Annotated in this window: 17 protein-coding genes and 3 pseudogenes; 10 read left to right on the top strand and 10 right to left on the bottom strand. The window is 57.5% G+C overall.

Annotated elements, in window-relative coordinates:
- Positions 1-21 precede the first annotated feature (21 nt).
- The gene (locus ACA041_RS20475) at positions 22-2,604 is read left to right on the top strand and encodes a bifunctional diguanylate cyclase/phosphodiesterase (protein WP_497436642.1); all 2,583 of its coding nucleotides are present in this window, start codon (positions 22-24) and stop codon (positions 2,602-2,604) included.
- 116 nt (positions 2,605-2,720) lie between these two features.
- On the opposite strand, the gene ACA041_RS20470 is transcribed toward ACA041_RS20475, so the two are convergent.
- Together ACA041_RS20470 and ACA041_RS20465 are read right to left on the bottom strand one after the other, a co-directional pair.
- Positions 2,721-2,969: a hypothetical protein gene (locus ACA041_RS20470; protein ID WP_497436640.1), complete on the bottom strand. Its 249-nt coding sequence runs from the start codon at positions 2,967-2,969 to the stop codon at positions 2,721-2,723.
- A 147-nt stretch (positions 2,970-3,116) separates the two neighbouring features.
- Positions 3,117-3,386, bottom strand: a pseudogene (locus tag ACA041_RS20465) (LysR substrate-binding domain-containing protein); the annotation flags it as partial.
- A 7-nt stretch (positions 3,387-3,393) separates the two neighbouring features.
- On the opposite strand from ACA041_RS20465, the pseudogene ACA041_RS20460 reads away from it, so the two are divergent.
- From ACA041_RS20460 to ACA041_RS20450, 3 genes and pseudogenes are all read left to right on the top strand, one after another.
- A pseudogene (locus ACA041_RS20460) lies at positions 3,394-3,555 on the top strand (zinc-binding dehydrogenase); the annotation flags it as partial.
- A 121-nt stretch (positions 3,556-3,676) separates the two neighbouring features.
- Complete coding sequence (locus ACA041_RS20455; RefSeq protein ID WP_497436638.1) at positions 3,677-3,916, top strand: DUF2934 domain-containing protein; 240 nt, start codon at positions 3,677-3,679, stop codon at positions 3,914-3,916.
- Positions 3,917-4,082: 166 nt separating this feature from the next.
- Entirely contained in the window at positions 4,083-5,870 is a 1,788-nt protein-coding gene (locus tag ACA041_RS20450; protein WP_497436633.1) for a SulP family inorganic anion transporter, read from the top strand.
- Between the two features lie 57 nt (positions 5,871-5,927).
- Here the strand turns inward: ACA041_RS20450 and ACA041_RS20445 are convergent.
- Positions 5,928-6,243: pseudogene (locus ACA041_RS20445) on the bottom strand (aldo/keto reductase); the annotation flags it as partial.
- A 14-nt stretch (positions 6,244-6,257) separates the two neighbouring features.
- On the opposite strand from ACA041_RS20445, the gene ACA041_RS20440 reads away from it, so the two are divergent.
- Both ACA041_RS20440 and ACA041_RS20435 read left to right on the top strand, forming a co-directional pair.
- Complete coding sequence (locus ACA041_RS20440; protein ID WP_497436627.1) at positions 6,258-6,953, top strand: LysR substrate-binding domain-containing protein; 696 nt, start codon at positions 6,258-6,260, stop codon at positions 6,951-6,953.
- A gap of 172 nt (positions 6,954-7,125) precedes the next feature.
- On the top strand, positions 7,126-8,499 hold the full coding sequence (locus ACA041_RS20435) for an IS1182 family transposase (RefSeq protein ID WP_497436624.1): 1,374 nt from the start codon (positions 7,126-7,128) through the stop codon (positions 8,497-8,499).
- Positions 8,500-8,917: 418 nt separating this feature from the next.
- On the opposite strand, the gene ACA041_RS20430 is transcribed toward ACA041_RS20435, so the two are convergent.
- The 6 genes from ACA041_RS20430 to pstS form a co-directional block, all read right to left on the bottom strand.
- Complete coding sequence (locus tag ACA041_RS20430) at positions 8,918-9,553, bottom strand: hypothetical protein (RefSeq protein WP_497436622.1); 636 nt, start codon at positions 9,551-9,553, stop codon at positions 8,918-8,920.
- Complete coding sequence (locus ACA041_RS20425) at positions 9,553-10,251, bottom strand: hypothetical protein (RefSeq protein ID WP_497442134.1); 699 nt, start codon at positions 10,249-10,251, stop codon at positions 9,553-9,555. The genes ACA041_RS20430 and ACA041_RS20425 overlap by 1 nt, the downstream gene beginning before the upstream one ends.
- Before the next feature lie 101 nt (positions 10,252-10,352).
- Positions 10,353-11,114 (bottom strand): phosphate ABC transporter ATP-binding protein PstB, encoded by a 762-nt coding sequence (pstB, locus tag ACA041_RS20420; RefSeq protein WP_218232072.1) that lies wholly within the window; start codon positions 11,112-11,114, stop codon positions 10,353-10,355.
- A 74-nt stretch (positions 11,115-11,188) separates the two neighbouring features.
- A complete protein-coding gene (pstA, locus tag ACA041_RS20415) occupies positions 11,189-12,082 on the bottom strand; it encodes a phosphate ABC transporter permease PstA (RefSeq protein WP_497442133.1) in 894 nt (297 codons plus the stop codon).
- Positions 12,082-13,047, bottom strand: a complete 966-nt coding sequence (pstC, locus tag ACA041_RS20410) for a phosphate ABC transporter permease subunit PstC (protein ID WP_497436618.1) — start codon at positions 13,045-13,047, stop codon at positions 12,082-12,084. Before pstC ends, pstA begins: the two co-directional genes overlap by 1 nt.
- 74 nt (positions 13,048-13,121) lie before the next feature.
- Positions 13,122-14,153 (bottom strand): phosphate ABC transporter substrate-binding protein PstS, encoded by a 1,032-nt coding sequence (gene pstS / locus ACA041_RS20405; RefSeq protein ID WP_497436612.1) that lies wholly within the window; start codon positions 14,151-14,153, stop codon positions 13,122-13,124.
- 236 nt (positions 14,154-14,389) lie between these two features.
- Here pstS and ppk2 point away from each other — a divergent pair, with 236 nt between their 5' ends.
- Both ppk2 and ampC read left to right on the top strand, forming a co-directional pair.
- Positions 14,390-15,307 carry a polyphosphate kinase 2 gene (ppk2, locus tag ACA041_RS20400; RefSeq protein WP_497436606.1) on the top strand — a complete coding sequence of 306 codons (918 nt, stop codon included), beginning with the start codon at positions 14,390-14,392 and terminating at the stop codon, positions 15,305-15,307.
- Positions 15,308-15,512: 205 nt separating this feature from the next.
- Positions 15,513-16,613, top strand: a complete 1,101-nt coding sequence (ampC, locus tag ACA041_RS20395; RefSeq protein ID WP_497436603.1) for a class C beta-lactamase — start codon at positions 15,513-15,515, stop codon at positions 16,611-16,613.
- A gap of 288 nt (positions 16,614-16,901) precedes the next feature.
- On the opposite strand, the gene ACA041_RS20390 is transcribed toward ampC, so the two are convergent.
- Positions 16,902-17,792, bottom strand: a complete 891-nt coding sequence (locus ACA041_RS20390) for a LysR substrate-binding domain-containing protein (protein ID WP_497436599.1) — start codon at positions 17,790-17,792, stop codon at positions 16,902-16,904.
- Between the two features lie 127 nt (positions 17,793-17,919).
- Here ACA041_RS20390 and ACA041_RS20385 point away from each other — a divergent pair, with 127 nt between their 5' ends.
- Together ACA041_RS20385 and ACA041_RS20380 are read left to right on the top strand one after the other, a co-directional pair.
- Positions 17,920-19,266 carry an NAD(P)/FAD-dependent oxidoreductase gene (locus tag ACA041_RS20385; RefSeq protein ID WP_497436594.1) on the top strand — a complete coding sequence of 449 codons (1,347 nt, stop codon included), beginning with the start codon at positions 17,920-17,922 and terminating at the stop codon, positions 19,264-19,266.
- 64 nt (positions 19,267-19,330) lie between these two features.
- Complete coding sequence (locus tag ACA041_RS20380; RefSeq protein WP_497436591.1) at positions 19,331-21,001, top strand: FAD-dependent oxidoreductase; 1,671 nt, start codon at positions 19,331-19,333, stop codon at positions 20,999-21,001.
- Positions 21,002-21,005: the final 4 nt, after the last annotated feature.

The following is a 21,005-nucleotide window of genomic DNA, read 5'->3' as shown; positions in this document are numbered from 1 at the left end:
CTCATCGACTAGCGGGAATGTATGCCTAACGATCTCCCCACTATCTTCTTTTCTCCAGCCGATCGCTCAAGCGTGGCCCTGACCCGCGCTTCACTGTTCAAGTTTGTTGGTCTTTTGGCGGGGGTGTTCTTACTCGCCTGCTGTTCACTTGTTTATGTTGCGCAAAATTTAGATCGAGCGGAGGAGGTCGACAGTGCGTTCTACACGAAGAAAGCCGTGGAATCGTTGGAAAAATCGCTGCGCTCGACCGTCAAGGATTACGCATTTTGGGGTGATGCTTACAAGCACTTGCATATTGAAGTAGACGCGGATTGGGCGTACGTACGACAAAATGTCGGGACGACACTTTTCACAGACTTTGGATTTCGGGGAGTGTTTGTCGTCAACGATGTCAATCGCACCGTTTATTCCCTGGTCAAGGGTGAGATGGCGTCAGTTGAAGTCGAACAATGGCTCGAGCAGTCCATCGACGCGATTCTCGAAAAGGCCCGGGAGGGCGCGGAAACCGAAACACCGACGACTACGTTCATCAATGTTGGAGGGATACCAGCCCTCGTCGCTGCAGCTGCGATTACGCCGGGAACCGATCCGACGGTCATGGCGGATGACAGGTCGGCGTCGGTGTTGATTTTCGTCGACATTTTGGACAGCGCCAAGCTCGCTGCGATAGGCCGGGATTTCGGGGTAAATGACCTGCACATGGCCACTCCCGACGAAATCCCCTTGGTGTCTGTTTACCCCTTGGGCGAGACCGGTGCAGCAGGCAGTCTGCGCTGGAGAGCAAACAAACCAGGTCTGCAATTATTGGCGCTGGGGTTGCCCTTGGTGGGAATCGCTGCGCTGTTGGTGTGCCTGATGACGTGGGTCATCTTGCGTCGTACGACCGCCGCTGCGCAGGCGCTGGACGCCAGCTATTCATCGCTGCGAAGCAGTCAGGCCGACCTCGCCACCAGTGAGGCGCGCTTTCGCGATGTGGTTGAGGCCAGCTCGGATTGGGTATGGGAAATGGACGGTGACTGGTGTTTCACTTATCTGTCCGAGCGGTTTGAAGATGTCACGGGCCTTTCCAGGGAGGCATGGATCGGTGCGGCGATGGATGATCTGCTGCGCACTGAGTTAGGCACATTATCTCAGTGGCTCAGTATTCCAAACCGTCGTCCGGATATCAGTGTTCAGTGTCGCTACGTCGATACCAATGGCCAGGAGCGAATCACCCGTCTTTCGGCGCGAGCAATGGCGAGTGGAGGATTCCGGGGGACAGCCACCGACGTCACGGAGGAAGTTGAAGCCCGTCGGCGAATCGAATTCCTTTCACAACATGATGCCCTGACCGGACTTCCCAACAGGACACGACTACAGGAGTTTCTTGATGGCAAACTCAAAGCGTTGCCGACAGTGGAACAACCCTTGGTCATGCTCAGTCTGGACCTTGATCGATTCAAGCCGGTGAATGACCTGCTAGGGCATGCTGCAGGTGATCTGGTGCTCAACCAGGTGTCGAGCCGCCTGGCAGAATGTGTTCGCCACGGAGATCTTGTCGCTCGGATTGGCGGGGACGAGTTTGTCCTGATACTCACCGATGTCAGTTCCCAGGAGGAAGTCGAGGCGCTTTGTCGCCGTCTGATCGAGTCCATCGAGCAGCCGATACAGATCAATGAACAAGAAGTGTTTGTCAGCGCCAGTATTGGCATCGCCATGGCGCCAAATGACGCTTGCGAGGCGGCCGAGCTGCTACGTTACGCAGATATCGCGTTGTACGAAGCAAAGGCTGGAGGCCGTAATACCTGGCGTTTCTATGCGGGTGATATGAACGCCAGGATTATTGAGCGGCGTCGTCTGGAAAGTGATCTTCGCTTCGCAATCAAGCATGGAGAACTTCGACTGCATTTCCAACCGCGTTATCGTATCTCAGACGGGCAGATGGTCGGCGCCGAAGCGTTGGTGCGGTGGCAACATCCTGAGCGCGGTTTAATACCTCCCGATACCTTCATCCCCATTGCTGAAGAATCCGGGCTGATTCTTTCCTTGAGTGACTGGGTAATCGATACCGCCTGCCGTTGCGCCGCACGGTGGCCGGAACATTTGTTTGTATCGGTCAATCTTTCACCTAGCGAATTCAAACGAGGCAATTTGGTAGAGCGCGTGCAGAAAGCACTTCACGACTCGGGAATTGCTCCTGCACGGGTAGAGTTGGAGATTACTGAAAACGTCATGCTCGAAGATGCCCCCGGCGCGCTGGAGCTCATGCGTACATTGAAGCGCCTTGGGGTGCGCATCTCCATGGATGACTTCGGCACGGGGTATTCTTCACTGAGTTATTTGCGTACTTTTCCCTTCGATGGCCTGAAGATAGACCGGAGCTTTCTAAACAAACTGGTTGAAAGTGATGATGAGTCCATCATCCAGGCGATCGTGGGCTTGGGCCGCGCGTTATCACTCACTGTTACGGCAGAAGGGATTGAAACTGCCGAACACTTGAAGTTGCTCAAAGCGGTGTCGTGCGATGAAGGCCAAGGCTTTTTTCTAAGTCAGCCACTTGATATTGACGCCTTTAACTTGTTGGTGAAAGCCAGAAAAAATACCGACACCAAGAGCATGGTTTGAAGGGAATCCATCCTTGTCTCTCGACTGCCACACTTCTCAGGATATCCACGACCGGCCTGTTCACTGTCATACGGCCAGAGGAAGCTAGGGCGTAAAGCCCTAGCAGACAGCAGATGTCACTTTTTCTTTTTCGCCGGCTTTTCTGCCTTCTCTGATTTCTTAGCCTTTGCTGGCTTGCTATCAGCTTTTTTTGCAGATTTCTTTGGTTCGGCATCTTTTTTCTTGTCTTTCTTATCGGAAGATTTCGACAGAGCCGAGGCCGCAGCTGATTTCTTTGCCGGTGATGACTTCTTGTCTTTCAATTCCTTGCTGGCTTTCGAAGCTTCACCTTTGCTTTTCTTCTCGTCTTTAGCCACGTTGATCACCTCTCGGAGTATGCCGGTATTGGCACATTGCCTGTGCGATTATCCACAAGCTGATCATTAGGCGAGCGCGTCCAGAAGCGGTTCAAATTTTTTTTTGATTCGTGGAGATAGGCTTGGGTGAATGACTGCCATTGGCCAGTAGCGTCGTTATTGTTCCAGCCAGTCAGGATGAATCTGCGCAAAGCGCGCTTGCAGCCATTCGATAAAAACCTGCACCTGCGGTGCCAGGTGCGTCCGGCTTGGGTACAGCAGCGACACAGGGCGAGGGGCTGGCCGATAGGACCTTTGAATCTCCACCAAAACGCCGCTATCCAGATACTCGGCCACGGTGATGCCAGGCGCCTGGATTATTCCAAAGCCCGACACGCCGCACTGGACGTACGCATTCGACTCGGTGACTGTGATGCCGGCGTTACTCACAAACGCCGTGGCGCCACGCTCATCGTTCGACCGGATGAATGCATTCCTCAACGAACACAAGATTCGTCCTGTGATCGATCAGGTGTATCCGTTCGAGAAAGCACGAGAAGCTTACGAGCATCTTGCAAAGGGAGCATGCGGAAAGGTTGTAATCAAAATCGCTTGATACCAATAAGGCGCCAATCTGGCGCCTTTTTGCATCTCTTTAAACCCGATGGATTGCCGCGAAGGGTTCGTGGTCAATAATTTGAGAGGACAGGCACGTAACGGCTCAGGGAGGAACTACAATGATCGAAGATTTGAAAGTCCGGGAACGAGCTTACGAGTTGTGGGAAAAGGATGGTCGTCCGCAAGGATCTGAAGCGCTCTATTGGCGTCTCGCGCAAGAACAGCTTGAGGCAGAAGCCGCGCCGGTCCCTACCGAATGGGAAACCGGCTTGGATCAAGCATCTGCACCTGAAGATATCGAACGGGATACTGATAGTGAGTGGCCCGCGAAAGGTGAAGCCAGCCGCGTTGATCGCTGAGAAGAGTAGTGCGGCGTGCAGTCGTAGCGTTCGCGGCTTATCGCCAGGCAGGAACCGACGTCCCTGACCGATGCAGCGAGCAGGTGCTCGCTTGCTTGTCAGATTTGAAAATTCTGACGGACACGTTTAAGCGAATCTGCGCTGTACACCTATAGGCCACAGCTCTATGAACGATTCGGATTCTTCGCCTCCCGTCCCGGAACCCGGCCGGATTGCACGCCGGGATACCAGCGACAAAACCGGCTGGGGCCGCTGGCTTCCTGGACTTCGCACGCTGCGCGGGTACCAGGTTGCCTGGTTGCGTCACGACATCATGGCCGGGCTGGTGCTCACCACGATGTTGGTGCCCGTCGGCATCGCCTACGCCGTGGCATCGGGCGTACCCGGCATCTATGGCCTCTACGCGACCATTATTCCGCTACTCGCTTACGCATTATTCGGGCCTAGCCGGATTCTGGTGCTGGGCCCGGATTCCTCACTGGCCGCCGTTATCCTGGCTGTCGTCCTGCCCCTGTCGGGCGGCGACCCGCATCGCGCCGTCGCCCTTGCGGGCATGATGGCGATCGTTTCAGGAACCGTCTGCATCCTGGCGGGCGTCATGCGTTTGGGCTTCATTACGGAGTTGCTTTCCAAACCGATCCGCTACGGGTACATGAACGGCATTGCGCTGACCGTATTGATCAGCCAACTGCCCAAGTTTTTCGGCTTTTCGATCGAGTCCGACGGCCCGCTGAGAAACATATGGGCTATCGTCACCGCGGTGATGGATGGAAAGACCAACTGGACCGCGTTCATGATCGGCGCAACCACCCTGGTCGTGATCCTGCTGCTCAAGGACTTCAAGCGCGTGCCAGGCATCTTGATCGCCGTGGCAGGCGCGACCGTCGCCGTCGGTGTGCTGGACCTTGGCACGCGCGCAGGGGTATCGGTTCTCGGTGCTCTTCCACAAGGTTTACCTGCGTTTGCCATCCCCTGGATCACCCGCGCCGATATTGTCCCCGTGCTCATCGGCGGTTGCGCCGTCGCGCTGGTGTCGTTCGCCGACACCAGCGTGCTCTCGCGTGTCTATGCGGCACGGACCCGCACCTACGTGGACCCGAACCAGGAGATGGCGGGGCTCGGTTTTGCCAATCTGGCGGCGGGTTTTTTCCAGGGCTTTCCAATCAGTAGCAGTTCTTCGCGTACCCCCGTGGCCGAAGCCGCAGGCGCCAAAACCCAGTTGACCGGCGTTGTCGGCGCGTTGGCCGTTGCCCTGTTGCTGGTGGTGGCGCCGAACCTGTTGCAGAGTTTGCCCAGCAGCGCACTGGCAGCGGTCGTGATTGCCTCGGCCATCGGCCTGATTGAAGTCGCCGACCTGCGACGCATTTATCGCATCCAGCGCTGGGAGTTCTGGTTGTCGATCGTCTGCACCGTCGGTGTGGCCGTGTTCGGTGCGATCGAGGGCATCGGCCTGGCCATCGTGATCGCTGTCATCGAATTTCTGTGGGATGGCTGGCGGCCGTATTCCGCGGTGCTGGGGCAAGCCAAGGGGGTCAAGGGTTACCACGACATCCAGCGTTATCCCGACGCGAGCCTTATCCCCGGCCTGGTCCTGTTTCGCTGGGATGCGCCGTTGTTTTTCGCCAACGCCGAACTGTTCAATGACCGAGTGCTTGCCGCAGTGGCGGCGTCGCCTACGCCCGTGCGCTGGTTGGTCGTTGCGGCAGAACCGGTCACCAGTGTGGACGTGACCTCTGCCGACGTGTTGGCTGAACTGGACGACACCTTGCACGCGGCAGGCATCAAGTTGTGTGTCGCCGAGATGAAGGACCCGGTCAAGGACAAGCTGAAGCGATTCGGGCTGTTCGCGCGACTTGGCGAATCGGCGTTTTTTCCAACTATAGACGATGCAGTCAGCAGTTATCTCGTGATTCATCCCGTGGATTGGCCGGGTCGCCAGGACGAGCCGCGCTGAGTGGCATTGGCGTCACTCGTTGGAAGTTAAGGGGACTGGAAGTTAAGGGGACGTTAGCGTCCATTTTGCCGGTCAAATAGCCTTCGCCCAGCGGCGCCCATGGGACGAAACCGATCCCCAACGCTTCACATGCCGCGAGTACCCCGTTGTGCTCCGGGTCTCGATGGAAGAATGAGTATTCCGTCGGGATCGCAGACACAGGCTGCACTGCGTGCGCGCGGCGAATGGTTTTGGCACTGGCTTCAGACAAACCAAAATGCAGGATTTTGCCTTCTGCGATCAGATCCTTGATAGCGCCTGCTACGTCTTCAATGGGCACGTTGGGGTCGACACGATGCTGGTAGTAGAGATCAATACGGTCGGTCTGCAAGCGAAGCCGGGGAGCGCTTGATAGGCTCTATAGGTCCCCACTTTGAAGGCATCGAAGCTGGGCTGGCGGATCTGTCCGAGTTGAGCGCAAAGCCAGCAGGCACCTTACGGATAACCTCGGTGGAACACGCCTCGGCAACGATCCTGACTCCCGCAGTCAGCAGGCTCATGCTGGATTACCCAGAGGTACGGGTCGAAATCAACAATGACTATGGCTTGGTCGATATCGTCGAGCAACGGTACGACGCCGGGATTCGTTTGGGCGAGCAGGTGGCCAAGGACATGATCGGGGTTCGTATAGGTCCGGACTTTCGGCAGGCCGTGGTCGGTTCTCCTTCATACTTCGAGCGCAGGGCCAAACCTGTTACGCCTCATGATCTGACAGCCCATATCGGAATCAACCTGCGCCTGCCGACGTCAGGTGGACTCTGGTCCTGGCCGTTTGCAAAGGAGGGGCGGGAGGTAAAAGTCCGGGCGGAGGGCCAAATGGTGTGCAACACGGTGCCTCTGATGCTGGAATTTGCGCTTGCTGGCGTCGGACTTGCTCATCTCCCGGAGGACGTCGTTGAGCCTCACATAGTGGAAGGCCGTCTGTTGCGCGTACTAGACGACTGGTGCCCCTTGGTGATGGGGTATCACCTGTATTACCCGAGCCGAAGACAACCCAAGCCAGCGTTCAGGCTTTTGCTGGATTTGTTGCGCTCAAGCATCTGAGTGCAAGGCTTAAAGCTTTTGTAAATCCGCTTCTTATAAATAGACCTGCCAATTTAAACGGTGAGCTGGCGCAGTGTCGAATGACGGCTTCTGGCCGATTCTGTTGAAAAAGTAGCTCCCCTGTCTGGCCTGCGGCAAAATCTCTGCATTGGCCAGCAGGGAAGCACGCAGCATGATGGGACAGTTATCGAGTGGGCAGGAGCGGCTGTTTTACTCGTTCAACCTTGAAGATCACATTCCAGCCAAGCACCTTCTGCGCAGCATTGATCGGTGTCTCGATCTGAGCGACCTGCGCCATTACCTCGCCGATTTCTATAGCCCGATTGGGCGTCCGTCGATTGATCCTGAACTGATGATCCGCATGCTGATCGTCGGCTACTGCTATGGCATCCGCTCCGAACGGCGGTTGTGCGAAGAGGCCCATTTGAACCTGGCGTATCGCTGGTTCTGCCGGTTGAGCCTTGAAGATGAAGTCCCCAACCACTCGACCTTTTCGAAAAATCGACACGGCCGTTTTCGAGACAGTGATCTGTTTCGCTGGTTGTTCAATGAAGTGCTGCGTCGCTGCATGGACGCCGGTCTGGTCAAGGGCGAAGGCTTTGCCGTGGACGCCAGCATCATCAAAGCGGATGCGAGTCGGCAGCGCGGCGTACCGGGTGATGAACCGGTCAACTGGAGCGATCCGGCCCTGAGCACCCGCGCCGTGCGTGAGTACCTTGAAGGCCTCGATGAAGAGGCTTTGGCCGAAACACTACCCAAGCGCCTGTCGCTGACGGATCCTCAAGCCCGCTGGACCGCTGCTCCAGGCGGCCCAGCTTTCTACGCTTACTCCACGAATTATCTGATCGATACCGAGCACGGCGTGATCATGGATGTGGAACCCACACCGGCTCATCGAACCGCAGAAGTCGAGAGCACCAAGATGATGATCAATCGGGTCGAAGCGCAGTTCGACATCAAGCCAGAGCGCCTCATTGGCGACACCGCTTACGGCACAGCGCCGATGCTGGCCTGGATGGTGGAGGAAAAAGACATCGAACCGCATGTGCCGGTGTGGGACAAAACCGAGCGCAAGAACGACAGCTTTTCGAGTAACGATTTCCACTGGAATGAAGAGGCTGAGGAATACCGCTGCCCAGCCGGCAACGTATTACGCAGTGAATGGCGAGCCTTCAAGAACGAGCGTTCACACGTCACCAAAGCCAACACCATCATCTTCCGATCCCGGCAGACCGACTGCGCTACGTGTCCGATGAAAGCCAAGTGCTGCCCGAACACAGCGTTCCGCAAGATCGCTCGCAGCGTCCATGAAGCCGCTCGCGATGTGGCTCGGCGCATTGCAGCAACGCCGGCATATCAGCGCTCTCGCCACGAACGTAAAAAGGTCGAAATGTTGTTTGCCCACCTCAAGCGCATCCTGAAATTGGATCGCCTGCGGCTACGTGGCATGAGTGGCGCGACCGATGAATTCACGCTGGCCGCTGCGGTGCAGAACCTGCGACGGCTGGCCAAATTTTCATCTCAAGGGCCACCAGTCACGGGATAGGTGCGCCTGCACCAAGCAAAAAACCTCAAATTAACCCACTAACAGAGCAGCAAAGGTCACCGAAGGGCCGAAAAACCACTCAATGTGGTGAGTAGGTTCTCCGGTGGTGGTCGTGCCTGAGTTCAGGCCATTTGAAAATCCGACTTTTTCAACAGAATCGGCCGTTTTCTGCCTGTCGCCACCGTCGGCTTTGGGTCGATTCTGTTGAAAAAATCGGCCGTGTTTTCTAAAGCAGAAAAGTACGCGTCGGAGATTGAAATCCTGAATGTCCGCAGAGCCTTTCAGGCTGGGATTTCACGTAGAGGCGTGCTGAAGAGGCGCTTTCACCTATCCAATCCCACCGCATTCTGAAAAACCGACTTTTTCAACAGAATCGGTCGACAGCGGCCCGTCGCGAAGGCCGCGTTCGACTCGATACTCAGGAGGAAAAAGCTTCAAAGCGTTTTTGCGCCGCAACCTTGTGTCTGAGCGGTTGCTGCCAGGCTAGCTGTGCCTGGACTTCAGCTGCTGCGTCCAGGACTCTCTGCGCCCAGTTCTCATCATCCGGGCGTACTACGACGACGCGGAAACCGTGATCATGGCCTTCAATCTGCACTCCCTCGGAATCATCGACATGCAGGTCGATATCGAATGCTGGCGGAAATTTCGAGGGGGAGTTCGAAAGCCCATGTACCGTCAGGGCACGGTTATGCCGGACACTGTTGACCACTCCGTCAACGTGGATACCGTACAGCAAGAGCCAGCGCCTGATGTAGGAGGGGGTCCGACCGGACGAGGTGTAGACCCAGATGCTGCAACCCTGGCGACGTAATTCTCGGGTCAGGGAGCGTGTGCCAATGCGCAACGGCTCGCCCAGCCAGCGATGAACAAATACCGGCAGCCTGCTGTGCTCGGTTGCACAGTGGTGGCGCTGGCAGGCCAACGTGTCATCAATATCAAACGAGATACGTATTTGCGGACGCCCGGACAAGCGCATTGGGACAAGACGCTTGATGGCTTGCCATGCCTGACTGCTGGAAGCCCGGTATTTGTCGAGCGTCGGATACTTTCTCATCAAGCGCTCCCCTGATAGACGGGCACTGGTTTGTCGCTCAGAAAAAACTCCTTTGGATCAGGGGCCTGTTCTTCCAGGTAGGCTGCGTATTTTTTCTTGATCTTGGGCAGTTCGTACAACGCCTTGACACCATGTTTGGCGGAGTTGCGAATGACCGATGACGGGTTGAAATAGCCCTCGGCGTTCTCCAGCGTCAGCACGAACGGCGGATGCCCGGCGCGCATCAGCAGATAGGAGACGATGAGCGATCCACTGCGGTTATTGCCTTCAATGAACAATTGCGGCTTGCTGAGGATTCGAACATAAACACCGGCTGCACGCTTCCAGACTGACTCACTGCGATACGCGCAGTACCAATTGAACAAGTCCTTGATTCCACCCTCCACGTTGTTGAAGAAGTGTTCCTCGGTGGCAGCAAGGTGTTGAGCGAATTCCAGCCGGCGCGCCGGGTCTCGGCCGCAGAGGACAGTGGCATTGATTTCCAGCATCAGATTCAACTGCTGAAGATCAAACAGGTCGACACCGCGTGCGACGTAGTCGTCGATCAGGGCATAGCCATCCAGCACATTCTGCAGCACTTCGTCCGTCAAGGAATCACGCGGTTCGGTGAAGTGCCTGCTGAGCTCGGCGAATCGACTTTGCACCTCGCGCAGTGCACGTTCGATCGCTGGCAAATCAAGACGATGCTTTGCAGGCATTGGCAATCCTGATGAAAGAGGTGTGAGAAGGTAAACGACCGAATGCACGCCAATGTCATTTAGCGCTTGGCTGCATTCGGTCTTGATCGGACGGTTGTTGGTTAGCTGAATTTGCCGCTGATGTAATCGCTCGTCATTTGCTCGCGCGGATTGTCGAATATCTGGGCAGTTGGGCCCATCTCAACCAGATAGCCGGTGCGCGTGCCCTGCGAAATATCCACCGAGAAAAATGCCGTCGTGTCAGCGACACGGATCGCCTGCTGCATATTGTGGGTGACCAGAGCGATGGTGTAATCCTTCTTCAACTCGACCATCAATTCCTCGACACGGCGGGTGGCAATCGGGTCGAGTGCCGAGCACGGCTCATCCAGCAACAGAACTTCCGGTTCGGTGGCGATGGCGCGGGCGATACAGAGTCGTTGCTGCTGGCCCCCTGAGAGGGACAGACCGCTGACCTTGAGCTTGTCCTTGACTTCATCCCACAACGCCGCGCCCTGCAGGGCGTGCTTGACGCGGTCACCCAGGTCGCCCTGGTAGCGATTAAGGCGCAGGCCAAACGCGACGTTATCGAAAATGCTCATCGAGAACGGGTTCGGCTGTTGGAACACCATCCCGATATAGCGACGCACGACCACTGGATCGACGCCCTTGCCATAGACGTCTTGCCCGAGGAAATGCACATGGCCCTCGAAACGAAAGCCCTTTACCAGGTCATTCATCCGATTGAGGCTGCGCAGTACGGTGCTCTTGCCGCAGCCGGAAGGACCGATGAATCCGGTGATCTTGTTTTTTTCGATGGGCACATGGCTGTCACGTACCGCCATGAAGTTGCCGTAGAAAATCTTGTCCAGCTTGCAGTCCATGACCACAGGTACCTGGGCCTCGAGGGGGGCAACTTTTTGCGCAGATAATACGTTCACACTATTTGCTCCCATTCTCAAAACTTTGGCTTGCCGAAAATACGGCTGACGATATTCACGATTAGCACGATCATCACCAACACCAGCGAGGCCGCCCATGCGAGCTCGAGTTGGTTGTCGAACGGCATGCCGGAGAAGTTGTAGATCAGTACGGCCAGCGACGCCGTCGGATTCATGACCGCCAGGCTGCCGTCGTGGTAGATCCAGTAGTTGCTGAACAGGGCGGTAAACAGCAACGGCGCGGTTTCGCCGGCTGCGCGCGCCACCGCCAGCATCACGCCGGTCAGGATCGCCGGCATACCGGTAGGCAATACGATTTTCCAGATCACCTGCGATCGGGTGCAGCCCATGCCGTAGGCGGCATCCTTCATTATCTTGGGCACCATCCGCATCGACTCTTCAGCGGTAAGCACGACGATAGGCAGCATCAGTACCGCCAGTGCCACGCCGCCCGCCGGTGCCGAGTAGGTACCGGTGGTCATCACCACCAGGGCGTAGGCGAAAACCCCGGCCAGAATCGATGGCAGACCCGTGAGCATCTTGGCGGCGAAGCGCGCGGCGTTCGCCAGCTTGCTGTCCGGTCCCAGTTCCGCCAGGAAGATGGCCGCCATGATGCCGACCGGAACCGCGATCGCGGCCGCGATACCGACCATGACAAAGGTGCCCGCCATCGCGTTGCCGAAGCCGCCGCCCGTCTCGAATCCGGTCGGCGGTAGCTCGGTGAACACCTCCAGGCTGAGGCGAGCACCACCACGGGTGATCAGCATGTAGAGCACGGAAATCAGGGGTACGCTGGCCAGCAGGGCGCCGCCCCAGACCAGCGTAGTCAGTACCAGGCTGCGCAGGGCGCGGCCTTCGAATTTGCGCTGCAGACTTGGCAGCGCGGTTGCGGAAGACGTGAGGTCAGTCATCATTTAGTACCACGCTGGGCATAGACCATGATCATGGAGCCGATGATGTTCACTATCAGGGTGATCAACATCAGGACCAGTGCGGCATACATCAGAACTTCAATCTCGGTCGGCCCCGCTTCGGGGAAATTCAGCGCTAACAAAGCCGCCAGCGTATTGGCCGGTGCAAACAGAGAAAGGGAGATGTTGTTCGAGTTGCCTACCAGCATGGCCAGGGCCATGGTTTCACCCAAGGCCCGACCAAGGCCCAGCACCAGTGAGCCGAAAATGCCGGTGGCAGCCGATGGCACCATCACCTTGAGAATCGCTTCCCAGTGGGTGGTCCCCATGCCATACGCGGCCTGCTTGGTTTTCATTGGTACGCCGGTGAGGGCGTCCTGCGAAACGGCGGCAATCGTCGGCAGGATCATGATGGCAAGCACCAAGGCTGCAGGTAACAGTCCCGGTCCGCTCAAGGTCGTACCGAAAAAGGGTATCCAGCCAAGTTCGCTGTTTAACCAGTCCGTGAGGGGTCGAATTGCCGGAATCACCACGTAGATTCCCCACAGGCCGTAAACGACGCTGGGAATGGCCGCGAGCAATTCGACAATGGTGCGGAAAATGGCGGCAAGCTGGGCAGGCAGGAAATCCTGGGTCAGGAAAATCGCCATGCTGACGCCGAAAAAGCCTGCGATCACCAACGCGATCAGGGCGCTGTAGAGCGTGCCCCAAATGGCCGGTAGAATGCCGTACTTGCCTTGGTTCACATCCCAGACGGTACCCAAAAGGACGTCCAGACCGTGTTTCTCCATGCCTGGAAGTGCCTTGCGTCCCACCTCGAATACTAAGGCAAATACCAGCGCCAGAACGAGAACCACACCTATGCGCGCAAGGGCGCGAAAGGTGCGATCAACCAGGAAATCTTTCGCAGAAGGAGGCTGGCAAGCAGAGCCCGGATTAACCGGTACGACAAATGGCTTGTTCATGGGCTAATTCCGGAGCGTGGGAGAAATCTCTTCGGCGAGGCTGATAGCACACGCCGAAAGAGGCCTCGCGAGTGTCACTGGATGTTGGCGGAAGCCTTGCGAACCTGATCGACGACCGATTGCGGTAGGGGGATGTAACCCATCGAATCGGCAATTTTCTGACCTTCAGTCAGACTGTATTCGACCATTTCGCGCATGGCTTTGGCCTTGGCTGGGTTCTCGTTCTGCTTGCGGAAAATCATCCAGGTGTAGGAAGTGATCGGGTAGGACTTGGCACCGTCCGGATCAGGCAACCAGGCCACCAGGCTTTCCGGCATCTTCACCGCAGCCAGGGCCTCTGCACCGCTTTCCGCGTTCGGCACAACGTAAGCGCCGGCCTTGTTCTGCAGTTGGGCAAAATCGACCTTGGCCAGCTTGGCGAAGCCGTATTCGATGTAACCGATGGCGCCCGGTGTCTGGCGTACGGTGGCTGTCACACCATCGTTCTTGGGCGACTTGATGAATTTGTCGCTGGCCGGCCAGTTGACCGTGTTGCCTTCACCTAACGCCTTATTGAACTCAGGATTAATTGCCGCCATGTGCTTGGTGAATACCGCGGTAGTACCGCTGGAGTCTGCACGTACGACAACCGTGATCGGCATATCGGGCAGTTTCAGCTCTGGGTTGGCGGCGACGATCTGTGGATCGTTCCATCGAGTGATCTTGCCCAGGAAAACATTGGAGTAAACGTCGCGTGGCAATTTAAGCCCTTTGGGACTGCCCGGCAGGTTATAAGCCAGCACGATTTCACCCGCAGTCATCGGTAGCAACTGCGCGCCCTCGGCAACCTTTGCAATGTCTTCGTCTTTCATTGCCGAGTCACTGGCCGCGAAATCAACGGTTTTGTTCAGAAAGTCCTGCACTCCCGCACCGCTGCCCTTGGATTGGTAATCCACTGTGATACCAGCGGTTTTTTTGCTGAAATCCTTGAACCAGGTTAGGTAGATCGGTGCCGGAAAACTGGCGCCGGAACCTGTCAGACGGATGCTTTCCTCAGCAAAGGACACCGAAGTGGCACAAAGAGAAACCGTAATGGCGAGCGCAGCAGATTTCATCAAACTTTTCATCGTAGGAACTCTTTGTGATAACGGGCTTCAGCACTTTGCAGCAGTTTTGTTACGTTTTTATGAGAGTGCGATGGCGTGGGAACTCGATGACTTGACTAGTCTGTCCAGGCAGCTATCGCCTGGCGCTGGTGGCCCCGCACCTATGAGGCCGGCCTCAAATCACCCATTGATGTAATTACTTCGTAACAAGTTACGACTAACACTTTGCGACGCCATCCACGACGCGAGTTTCTCCCATGCCCTCAACCGAAGACACCTTGATACAACGCATTCACCGTGAGCTGCTTGATCACAGTGACGAAGAGCTGGAGCTGGAATTATCCGAAGATGGCACTGACCTAAATGCGCTGTTTGATGGGCACGTTGAGGAAGGAAGTGAAAAGGCCGCTCGAAGAGTTTATTTCAGCGAACTATTCCGCCTGCAAGGCGAACTGGTGAAGCTACAAAGCTGGGTGGTCAAGACGGGCCACAAAGTAGTGATCCTGTTCGAAGGACGTGATGCAGCCGGCAAAGGTGGAGTTATCAAGCGCATTACCCAACGACTCAATCCTCGAGTCTGTCGGGTCGCCGCGCTGCCTGCACCCAATGACCGCGAACGTACTCAATGGTACTTCCAGCGCTACGTCTCGCACCTGCCTGCAGCGGGTGAGATCGTGCTCTTCGACCGTAGTTGGTACAACCGTGCAGGGGTCGAACAAGTCATGGGCTTTTGCAACGCCGATCAGTACGAAGAGTTCTTCCGTACCGTGCCGGAGTTCGAACGTATGCTTGCACGCTCCGGCATTCAGCTCATTAAATACTGGTTCTCCATTTCCGACCAGGAACAGCATCTGCGCTTTCTCAGTCGCATTCACGACCCGCTCAAGCAGTGGAAACTCAGCCCCATGGACCTGGAGTCCCGTCGGCGCTGGGAAGCCTATACAAAGGCCAAGGAAATCATGCTTGAGCGAACCCACATCGACGAAGCGCCATGGTGGGTGGTGCAAGCCGATGACAAGAAGAAAGCCAGACTCAACTGCATCCACCACCTTCTCGGGCAGATGCCCTATGAAGAAGTGGAGCTGCCAGTGATCGAACTGCCGCAGCGCGTCAGGCAGGAGGATTACTCCCGTAGTCCGACGCCACCGGAACTCATCGTGCCTCAAGTCTACTAAGACAGGCCGAATTGGGGCGTCCTGCACCTGGCACCCCAATTTCACATATTCCATGAACCATAACGATCCAGACCTTGCCACGCGTTCATCGAATTCATCCTCCCACGGTGAGCGGTTGCCCGAATTCGCCATCGTTATGAATAAATCGTCCCTCGATTGGAAAGCAGCATTTGAGCCTGGATAGCCTGCACGTCCGCCCAAAAAGTTGGGCCGTCTGTTTTTGGCGGACGACGCTATCCGGCCGGTTATGCAAGAGCATGGCATTCCTGGCATGGCGGTGGCCGTAACACTCCATGGGAAGCAGTATTACTTTAACTACGGTGTCATCTCCATGGAGGAGGGGAGTCCGAAGGTCACCGAGGAGACGATTTTCGAGATCGGCTCGATCAGTAAAATCTTCACGGCGACCCTCGCATCCTACGCGCAGGAAATCGGAAAGCTCTCCCTGTCTGATCCCGCAAGCCAATACCTGCCTTCGCTGCGTGGCAGCAGTCTCGACAACATCAGCCTGCTCGATCTTGGAACCTACACGGCCGGCGGTCTGCCACTGCGGTTTCCGGGCTATGTGGACAGTCACGAAATGATGATCGGTTATTACAAAGACTGGCAGCCAAACTATGCCGCCGGAACAATCAGGCTCTACTCGAACCCGAGCATCGGTCTGCTCGGCTTTCTGACCGCCGAGAGCATGGGGGAGCCTTTCGAAGATCTACTGGAAAAGAGGCTGTTTCCGATGCTCGGCCTAAAGCACAGTTACGTCAGGGTCCCTCAAGCGCAGATGAGTCATTACGCGTACGGCTATACCAAAGAGGGCGCACCGGCCAGGATGGTCCCAGGTGTTCTGTATGCCGAGGGTTATGGCGTGACATCCACCTCGGCGGACATGATTCATTTCGTCGAGGCAAACATGCAGGAGGTGGATCTGGAGGAGCCTCTGCAACGTGCGATCACTGCAACGCATACAGGCTACTACAAGGTCGCCGATATGACGCAGGGCTTGGGATGGGAGTTTTACCCTTATCCAATAGAGCTCGACCGCTTGCTCGCGGGCAACTCGTACCCAATGATCCTTGAGGCCCATGAAATTACCCGGCTCAACCCTCCGCTGCCACCGCAGGGTAACGTGCTCATTAACAAGCCAGGCATGACGGACGGTTTCGGCGCTTACGTGGCCTTTGTTCCAGCCAAGGGCATGGGCATCGTGTCGCTGGCGAACAAGAACTATCCCCTCCCTGCGAAGGTGAAAGCCGCCCATGAAGTATTGACGGCCCTGGATATTCGGATTGGATCGAGTACACGTCATTGAGCGCTTGAAACTTTACGCACCTTAGCGAGGTAGCGTGGACGAGGATTGGTGGGCAATGCTTTTTTGTCCAATCGACCCATAGCAGCCTGTCGCGACTCCTAAGCGTCAGGCGCCAGCCCCGAGAATGTCGTCAAAATACAAGTGTCAGTGGTGGATCATAAAGAAGAATACGTCGGCTATATCCAGTCCGAGATAAAAAAACTGTTTGGGGTGTATCTCCCTGCCAGCACATCAATCCCTATCCCTGGATTGGCCAGCAGCCGTTCAAGCCTGCCTGGAAAAGGCGACTCAATTCATCGCGCCCGGCACCGGCCGCTCTTGCTCCAGCCAGTCGAGGAACTCGGAAAACCCGCTTGAACGCTTCACGCGCTTTGGATAGACCAGCGTGTAGCGTCCGCCGGTAATGATGCTGCCAGAATGCACTCGCACCAGTTGCTGAGCGAGCAACTCATCGCGTGTGAGAACGGCGTCGACGAGCGCTATGCCCTGACCGCATTTCACGGCGACGATGGCGGACTCCAGCGTATCAAACGTCAGATGTGCGTTATCGGGGCCGGTTGAACCTGGGTAGTATTCTTCCCATCGGCGCCAGTCCAGGCGATCCATGCTTGCGTCCACAAGCCGAGCGGTCTTGAGTACTTCTTCCGGGGTTGTCCCGGCGAGCAATGCCGGCGAGCACACCGGAATCAGTTGCTCTTCCCACAGTTCCAGCGCTTCGAAGTCGGGCCATGTGGCTGTGCCGTACGCGATCATGGCGTCGATCGATTCAAACGCAAAGTCTGGAAAACGGTGATACACCGTGTCGACACTGACGGTCACCTCCGGATGCAGGCGATAGAAGCCCGTAAGCCGAGGAATCAGCCACCGCGCCGCCATGGTCGGATGCGCGCGCAGGCTGACACTTCTTCCCACTGTTGCGAGCATATGCGATGCATCCGACAGCAGGCCGATGACCTGTTCGGCAACCGGCACCAGTGATTTGCCTTCGTCAGTGAGCACGATCTTGCGCGTGTGGCGCTCGAACAGGCGGGTTTCCAGACGCGCCTCCAGTTGCGCGACCTGCCGACTGACCGCGCTCTGGCTCAGGTTGAGCTGCTCACCGGCCTTGCCAAAGTTGCCCGTCTTCGCAACCGTCAGAAATGCCTGCAAAAGCTCGATGGATGGCAGTTGACGACTCATGTTTCTATGCGCTCCTCGCATGGGATTAATGCAGATACATCACTGTTCTTTCACCGGGTCGGGGCACATTCTTAGCTGAAATAAAGACGCTGCGCTACGCGTCATTCTCAACCTGACGGTTTTCCTCATGAACATTCCAGAAGCGGCATTGGCCAACGTGTTGGCGTCCCGGGACAACCCTCTGCCTCGTGAAGTCGACGTGGCGATCATAGGTGGCGGCCTGATGGGTTGTGCGTGCGCGTATTACCTTGGCAAAGCGGGCGCAAAGGTTCTTCTACTCGACAAAAGCGTGATCGCCGGTCAGCAATCGTCTCGCGCGTGGGGCTTTGTTCGCCAGCAATCGCGTGACGAAGCCGAAGTGCCGCTGATGCAAGCCAGCATCGAGATCTGGCGCTCGCTTGAGCACGAACTCCAGACCGACCTTGGATGGCGCAACGACGGCTGTCTTTTCGTCGCGGGCAATGAGGCCGAGCGTGACGGATACGAATCGTGGCTGAGCGTCGCGCACAGCTTTTCGGTGGATACCGTGATGCTTTCGCCGCGCGAGGTGGTTAAAAAATTGCCGGGTTACGCCGTTCCGCAAATGGGTGGCTTGTTTACCGCCAGCGACGGTCAAGCGGAGCCCACACTCGTGGCTCGCGCCTTCGCGATGCGTGCCCGCGAGCTTGGCGCGCACATCGTCGAAAATTGTGGTGCCAGGGGCATCGACGTCGCCGCCGGCCAGGTCGTGGGCGTTGACACCGAGCGGGGCTACGTGAAGGCGAAAACGGTGGTGTGCGCCGCTGGCGTCACGACGTTCCGCCTGCTGAAGATGCTCGGCATTTCACTGCCGCAGCAGCTGGTGCGGGGAACGGTGGCGCGGACCACATCCGGGCCAACGCTGAGCGGCATTTCCACGATCGCAAACGGCGTGGGCTTCCGGCAAAGGCTGGATGGCAGCTTCAACATCGCCGACGACGCCCATGTCGACGTCGACATGACGCTCGGCCATCTGCGCGCACTGCATTGGTATGCACCTTCGCTTTGGGCGCATCGCAAATCGTTTCGCTTCAATCTGAACGGTGCGTGCCTGACGGATCTGCACCAGCGCATGCCGTGGTCGGAATCGTCGCGGCTGGGCGCGGGGATTCACCAGCGCAATCCCCTTATCCCACCGAATAACAGAGGTCTGGGAACGGCCATGGCCGCACTCAAGGACGCGTTCCCCGGGCAGGTGGATACTCAGATCGTCGACCGCTGGGCTGGCACCATCGATGTCTTGCCGGATGGCATTCCCGTCATCGACGCACACACGTCGCCGCGCGGCTTGGCCGTAGCCACCGGATTCTGCGGCCACGGCTTTGCCATGGGCCCGATCGTGGGCAAGACCCTGGCGGACTGGATTGACTCTGGCGATCCGGGACTGGATATGCACCAGCTCCGTCTGTCGCGATTCGCCGAGGGCGACGTCAAGCCGCCTTCTTCGCTGTTCTAGTCGATACCCACATGTCAACGCTCATGCGCCAGCGCTCACGCGCATACCTCACGGGGGAAACACGGTGACCACACAAGACATCTACTACGATCCCGCCTCAGTGGCAGGCAAAGCCCCGCCGATCAGCGACGAAACCGATATTCTCATCGTGGGTGCGGGCCCGGCCGGGCTCGCTGCTGCATTGACCGCCGCCGGGCATGGCCTGCGCGTCACCCTGGTTGACGAAAACCCGGTCCCCATTGAAACCATGGGCGAAGAGGTGCCGCTGCATTTCGGAGGAAGGATGGGCGCTGCGGTTTCCAACCGCAACAGCGTGCTGCAGACCCTTCTTGATGCCCGCCCGGAAGTTTCCGAGGCGCTTGAAGCCGGTGTCGACGTGCGACTCGGCACGGCGGTATGGGGTCTGTTCCCACAACGACCCACCGCGGCGTGGATCGACGGCGCCGTTGCTGGCCTCGCCGATGACCAAAATGCCTGGCTGCTGCGCTTCAAGCAGGTGATCGTCGCCGCCGGAAGGCGCGACATGGGCCTCGCGTTTGACGGGTGGGATCGCCTTGGCGTCATGGGCGTCAGCGCCGCTCATCGCCTTGCGATTGTTTACGAGGCGCTGGAATGCAAACACGCCGTGCTGGTTGGCAGTGATACGCAAGCACTGGCGTCCGCCCATGCGCTGATCGGCAAGGGCGTGCATATTGCAGCGATCATTGAACAGGCCGGCCAGGTGATCGGCGATCCAGCGCTGCTCGACCTGCTTGTCGAGCAAGGCGCTCAGGTTTTGACGGGGCATGTCATTTGCGAGACGGCCGGGGATGCATTCGGCGTCAAACGCATTACCGCTGTCGCTGTCGACACGGCGGGCAGCCATGTTCACGGATCTTCGAAGGAGATCGAATGCGACACCGTGCTGCTTGGCGTGGCAGCCATTCCCGCGATCGAACTGGTCGAGGCAACAGGCTGTAGCACGTCATTCCAGGCCGAACGCGGTGGCCACGTCCCCGACACGGATTCTTTGCTGCGCACGTCGTTGCCATTCGTTTTGGTGGCCGGCGACTGCGCCGGCGTCTGGGCGTCGAAAAGCCTCGACGACAACATTTCCCGGCGCGAAGGCCGGATCGCCGCGCACACCGCGCTTGTCGCGCTGGGTGTCGGCATCGCTCAGAGCGACAACGTTCAGAATGGCAAGGCGCCGATACCCGACGAACCTCTCTGCGATGTTGCCGCCAGTCGCACGGCATGGGTGCGCGCGTCCACCGTTCATGCACAGAACGAACCTTTCGTTTGTCTGTGCGAAGAGGTGACGGCCAGCGAAATTCTGGCGCTCCAGCCGCCGCGTTATCTCGACTGGACACCCGCCGATGAAGCGTTGGAAAACGCGATGACGGCGCAGCAAAACGGCTCGCCCAACCCGGATGTGACAAAGCGTCTCACTCGGGCTTGCATGGGCCCGTGCCAGGGACGTCGTTGCCGCGAACAGGTGGCGACCTTGCTCGGCATCGGCGCGGGCGTGAGTGTCGACGACATTGCGCTGGCCTCGTTTCGTCCGCCTGTGCGCCCGTTGTCACTGCAACAGGCTGGTCAGATCGAGGAAACGGCGCAGATGCGCAGCCGCTGGGATGCATGGTTTGACATGCCGTCGCAGTGGACGCCGTTCTGGCTGTGCACCGGGCAGCAGACCGTCGCCAAGCGCCCGCAAGACACCGCGCGTCCAACCAACCCACCGCGAAATGAGGGCTGACACC

The organism is Pseudomonas sp. LBUM1676 (genome assembly GCF_059695605.1).
Note: the sequence above shows the minus strand (reverse complement) of the source record. Positions and strands in the feature narration are given on the sequence as shown.

Bases quoted from the DNA above. Each gene is read 5' to 3' on its own strand.
- ACA041_RS20475 (WP_497436642.1), top strand. From the start codon at position 22: ATGCCTAACGATCTCCCCACTATCTTCTTTTCTCCAGCCGATCGCTCA.
- ACA041_RS20455 (WP_497436638.1), top strand. From the start codon at position 3,677: ATGATCGAAGATTTGAAAGTCCGGGAACGAGCTTACGAGTTGTGGGAA.
- ACA041_RS20450 (WP_497436633.1), top strand. From the start codon at position 4,083: ATGAACGATTCGGATTCTTCGCCTCCCGTCCCGGAACCCGGCCGGATT.
- ACA041_RS20435 (WP_497436624.1), top strand. From the start codon at position 7,126: ATGATGGGACAGTTATCGAGTGGGCAGGAGCGGCTGTTTTACTCGTTC.
- ACA041_RS20430 (WP_497436622.1), bottom strand. From the start codon at position 9,553: ATGAGAAAGTATCCGACGCTCGACAAATACCGGGCTTCCAGCAGTCAG.
- ACA041_RS20425 (WP_497442134.1), bottom strand. From the start codon at position 10,251: ATGCCTGCAAAGCATCGTCTTGATTTGCCAGCGATCGAACGTGCACTG.
- pstB (WP_218232072.1), bottom strand. From the start codon at position 11,114: ATGGACTGCAAGCTGGACAAGATTTTCTACGGCAACTTCATGGCGGTA.
- pstA (WP_497442133.1), bottom strand. From the start codon at position 12,082: ATGACTGACCTCACGTCTTCCGCAACCGCGCTGCCAAGTCTGCAGCGC.
- pstC (WP_497436618.1), bottom strand. From the start codon at position 13,047: ATGAACAAGCCATTTGTCGTACCGGTTAATCCGGGCTCTGCTTGCCAG.
- pstS (WP_497436612.1), bottom strand. From the start codon at position 14,153: ATGAAAAGTTTGATGAAATCTGCTGCGCTCGCCATTACGGTTTCTCTT.
- ppk2 (WP_497436606.1), top strand. From the start codon at position 14,390: ATGCCCTCAACCGAAGACACCTTGATACAACGCATTCACCGTGAGCTG.
- ACA041_RS20390 (WP_497436599.1), bottom strand. From the start codon at position 17,792: ATGAGTCGTCAACTGCCATCCATCGAGCTTTTGCAGGCATTTCTGACG.
- ACA041_RS20385 (WP_497436594.1), top strand. From the start codon at position 17,920: ATGAACATTCCAGAAGCGGCATTGGCCAACGTGTTGGCGTCCCGGGAC.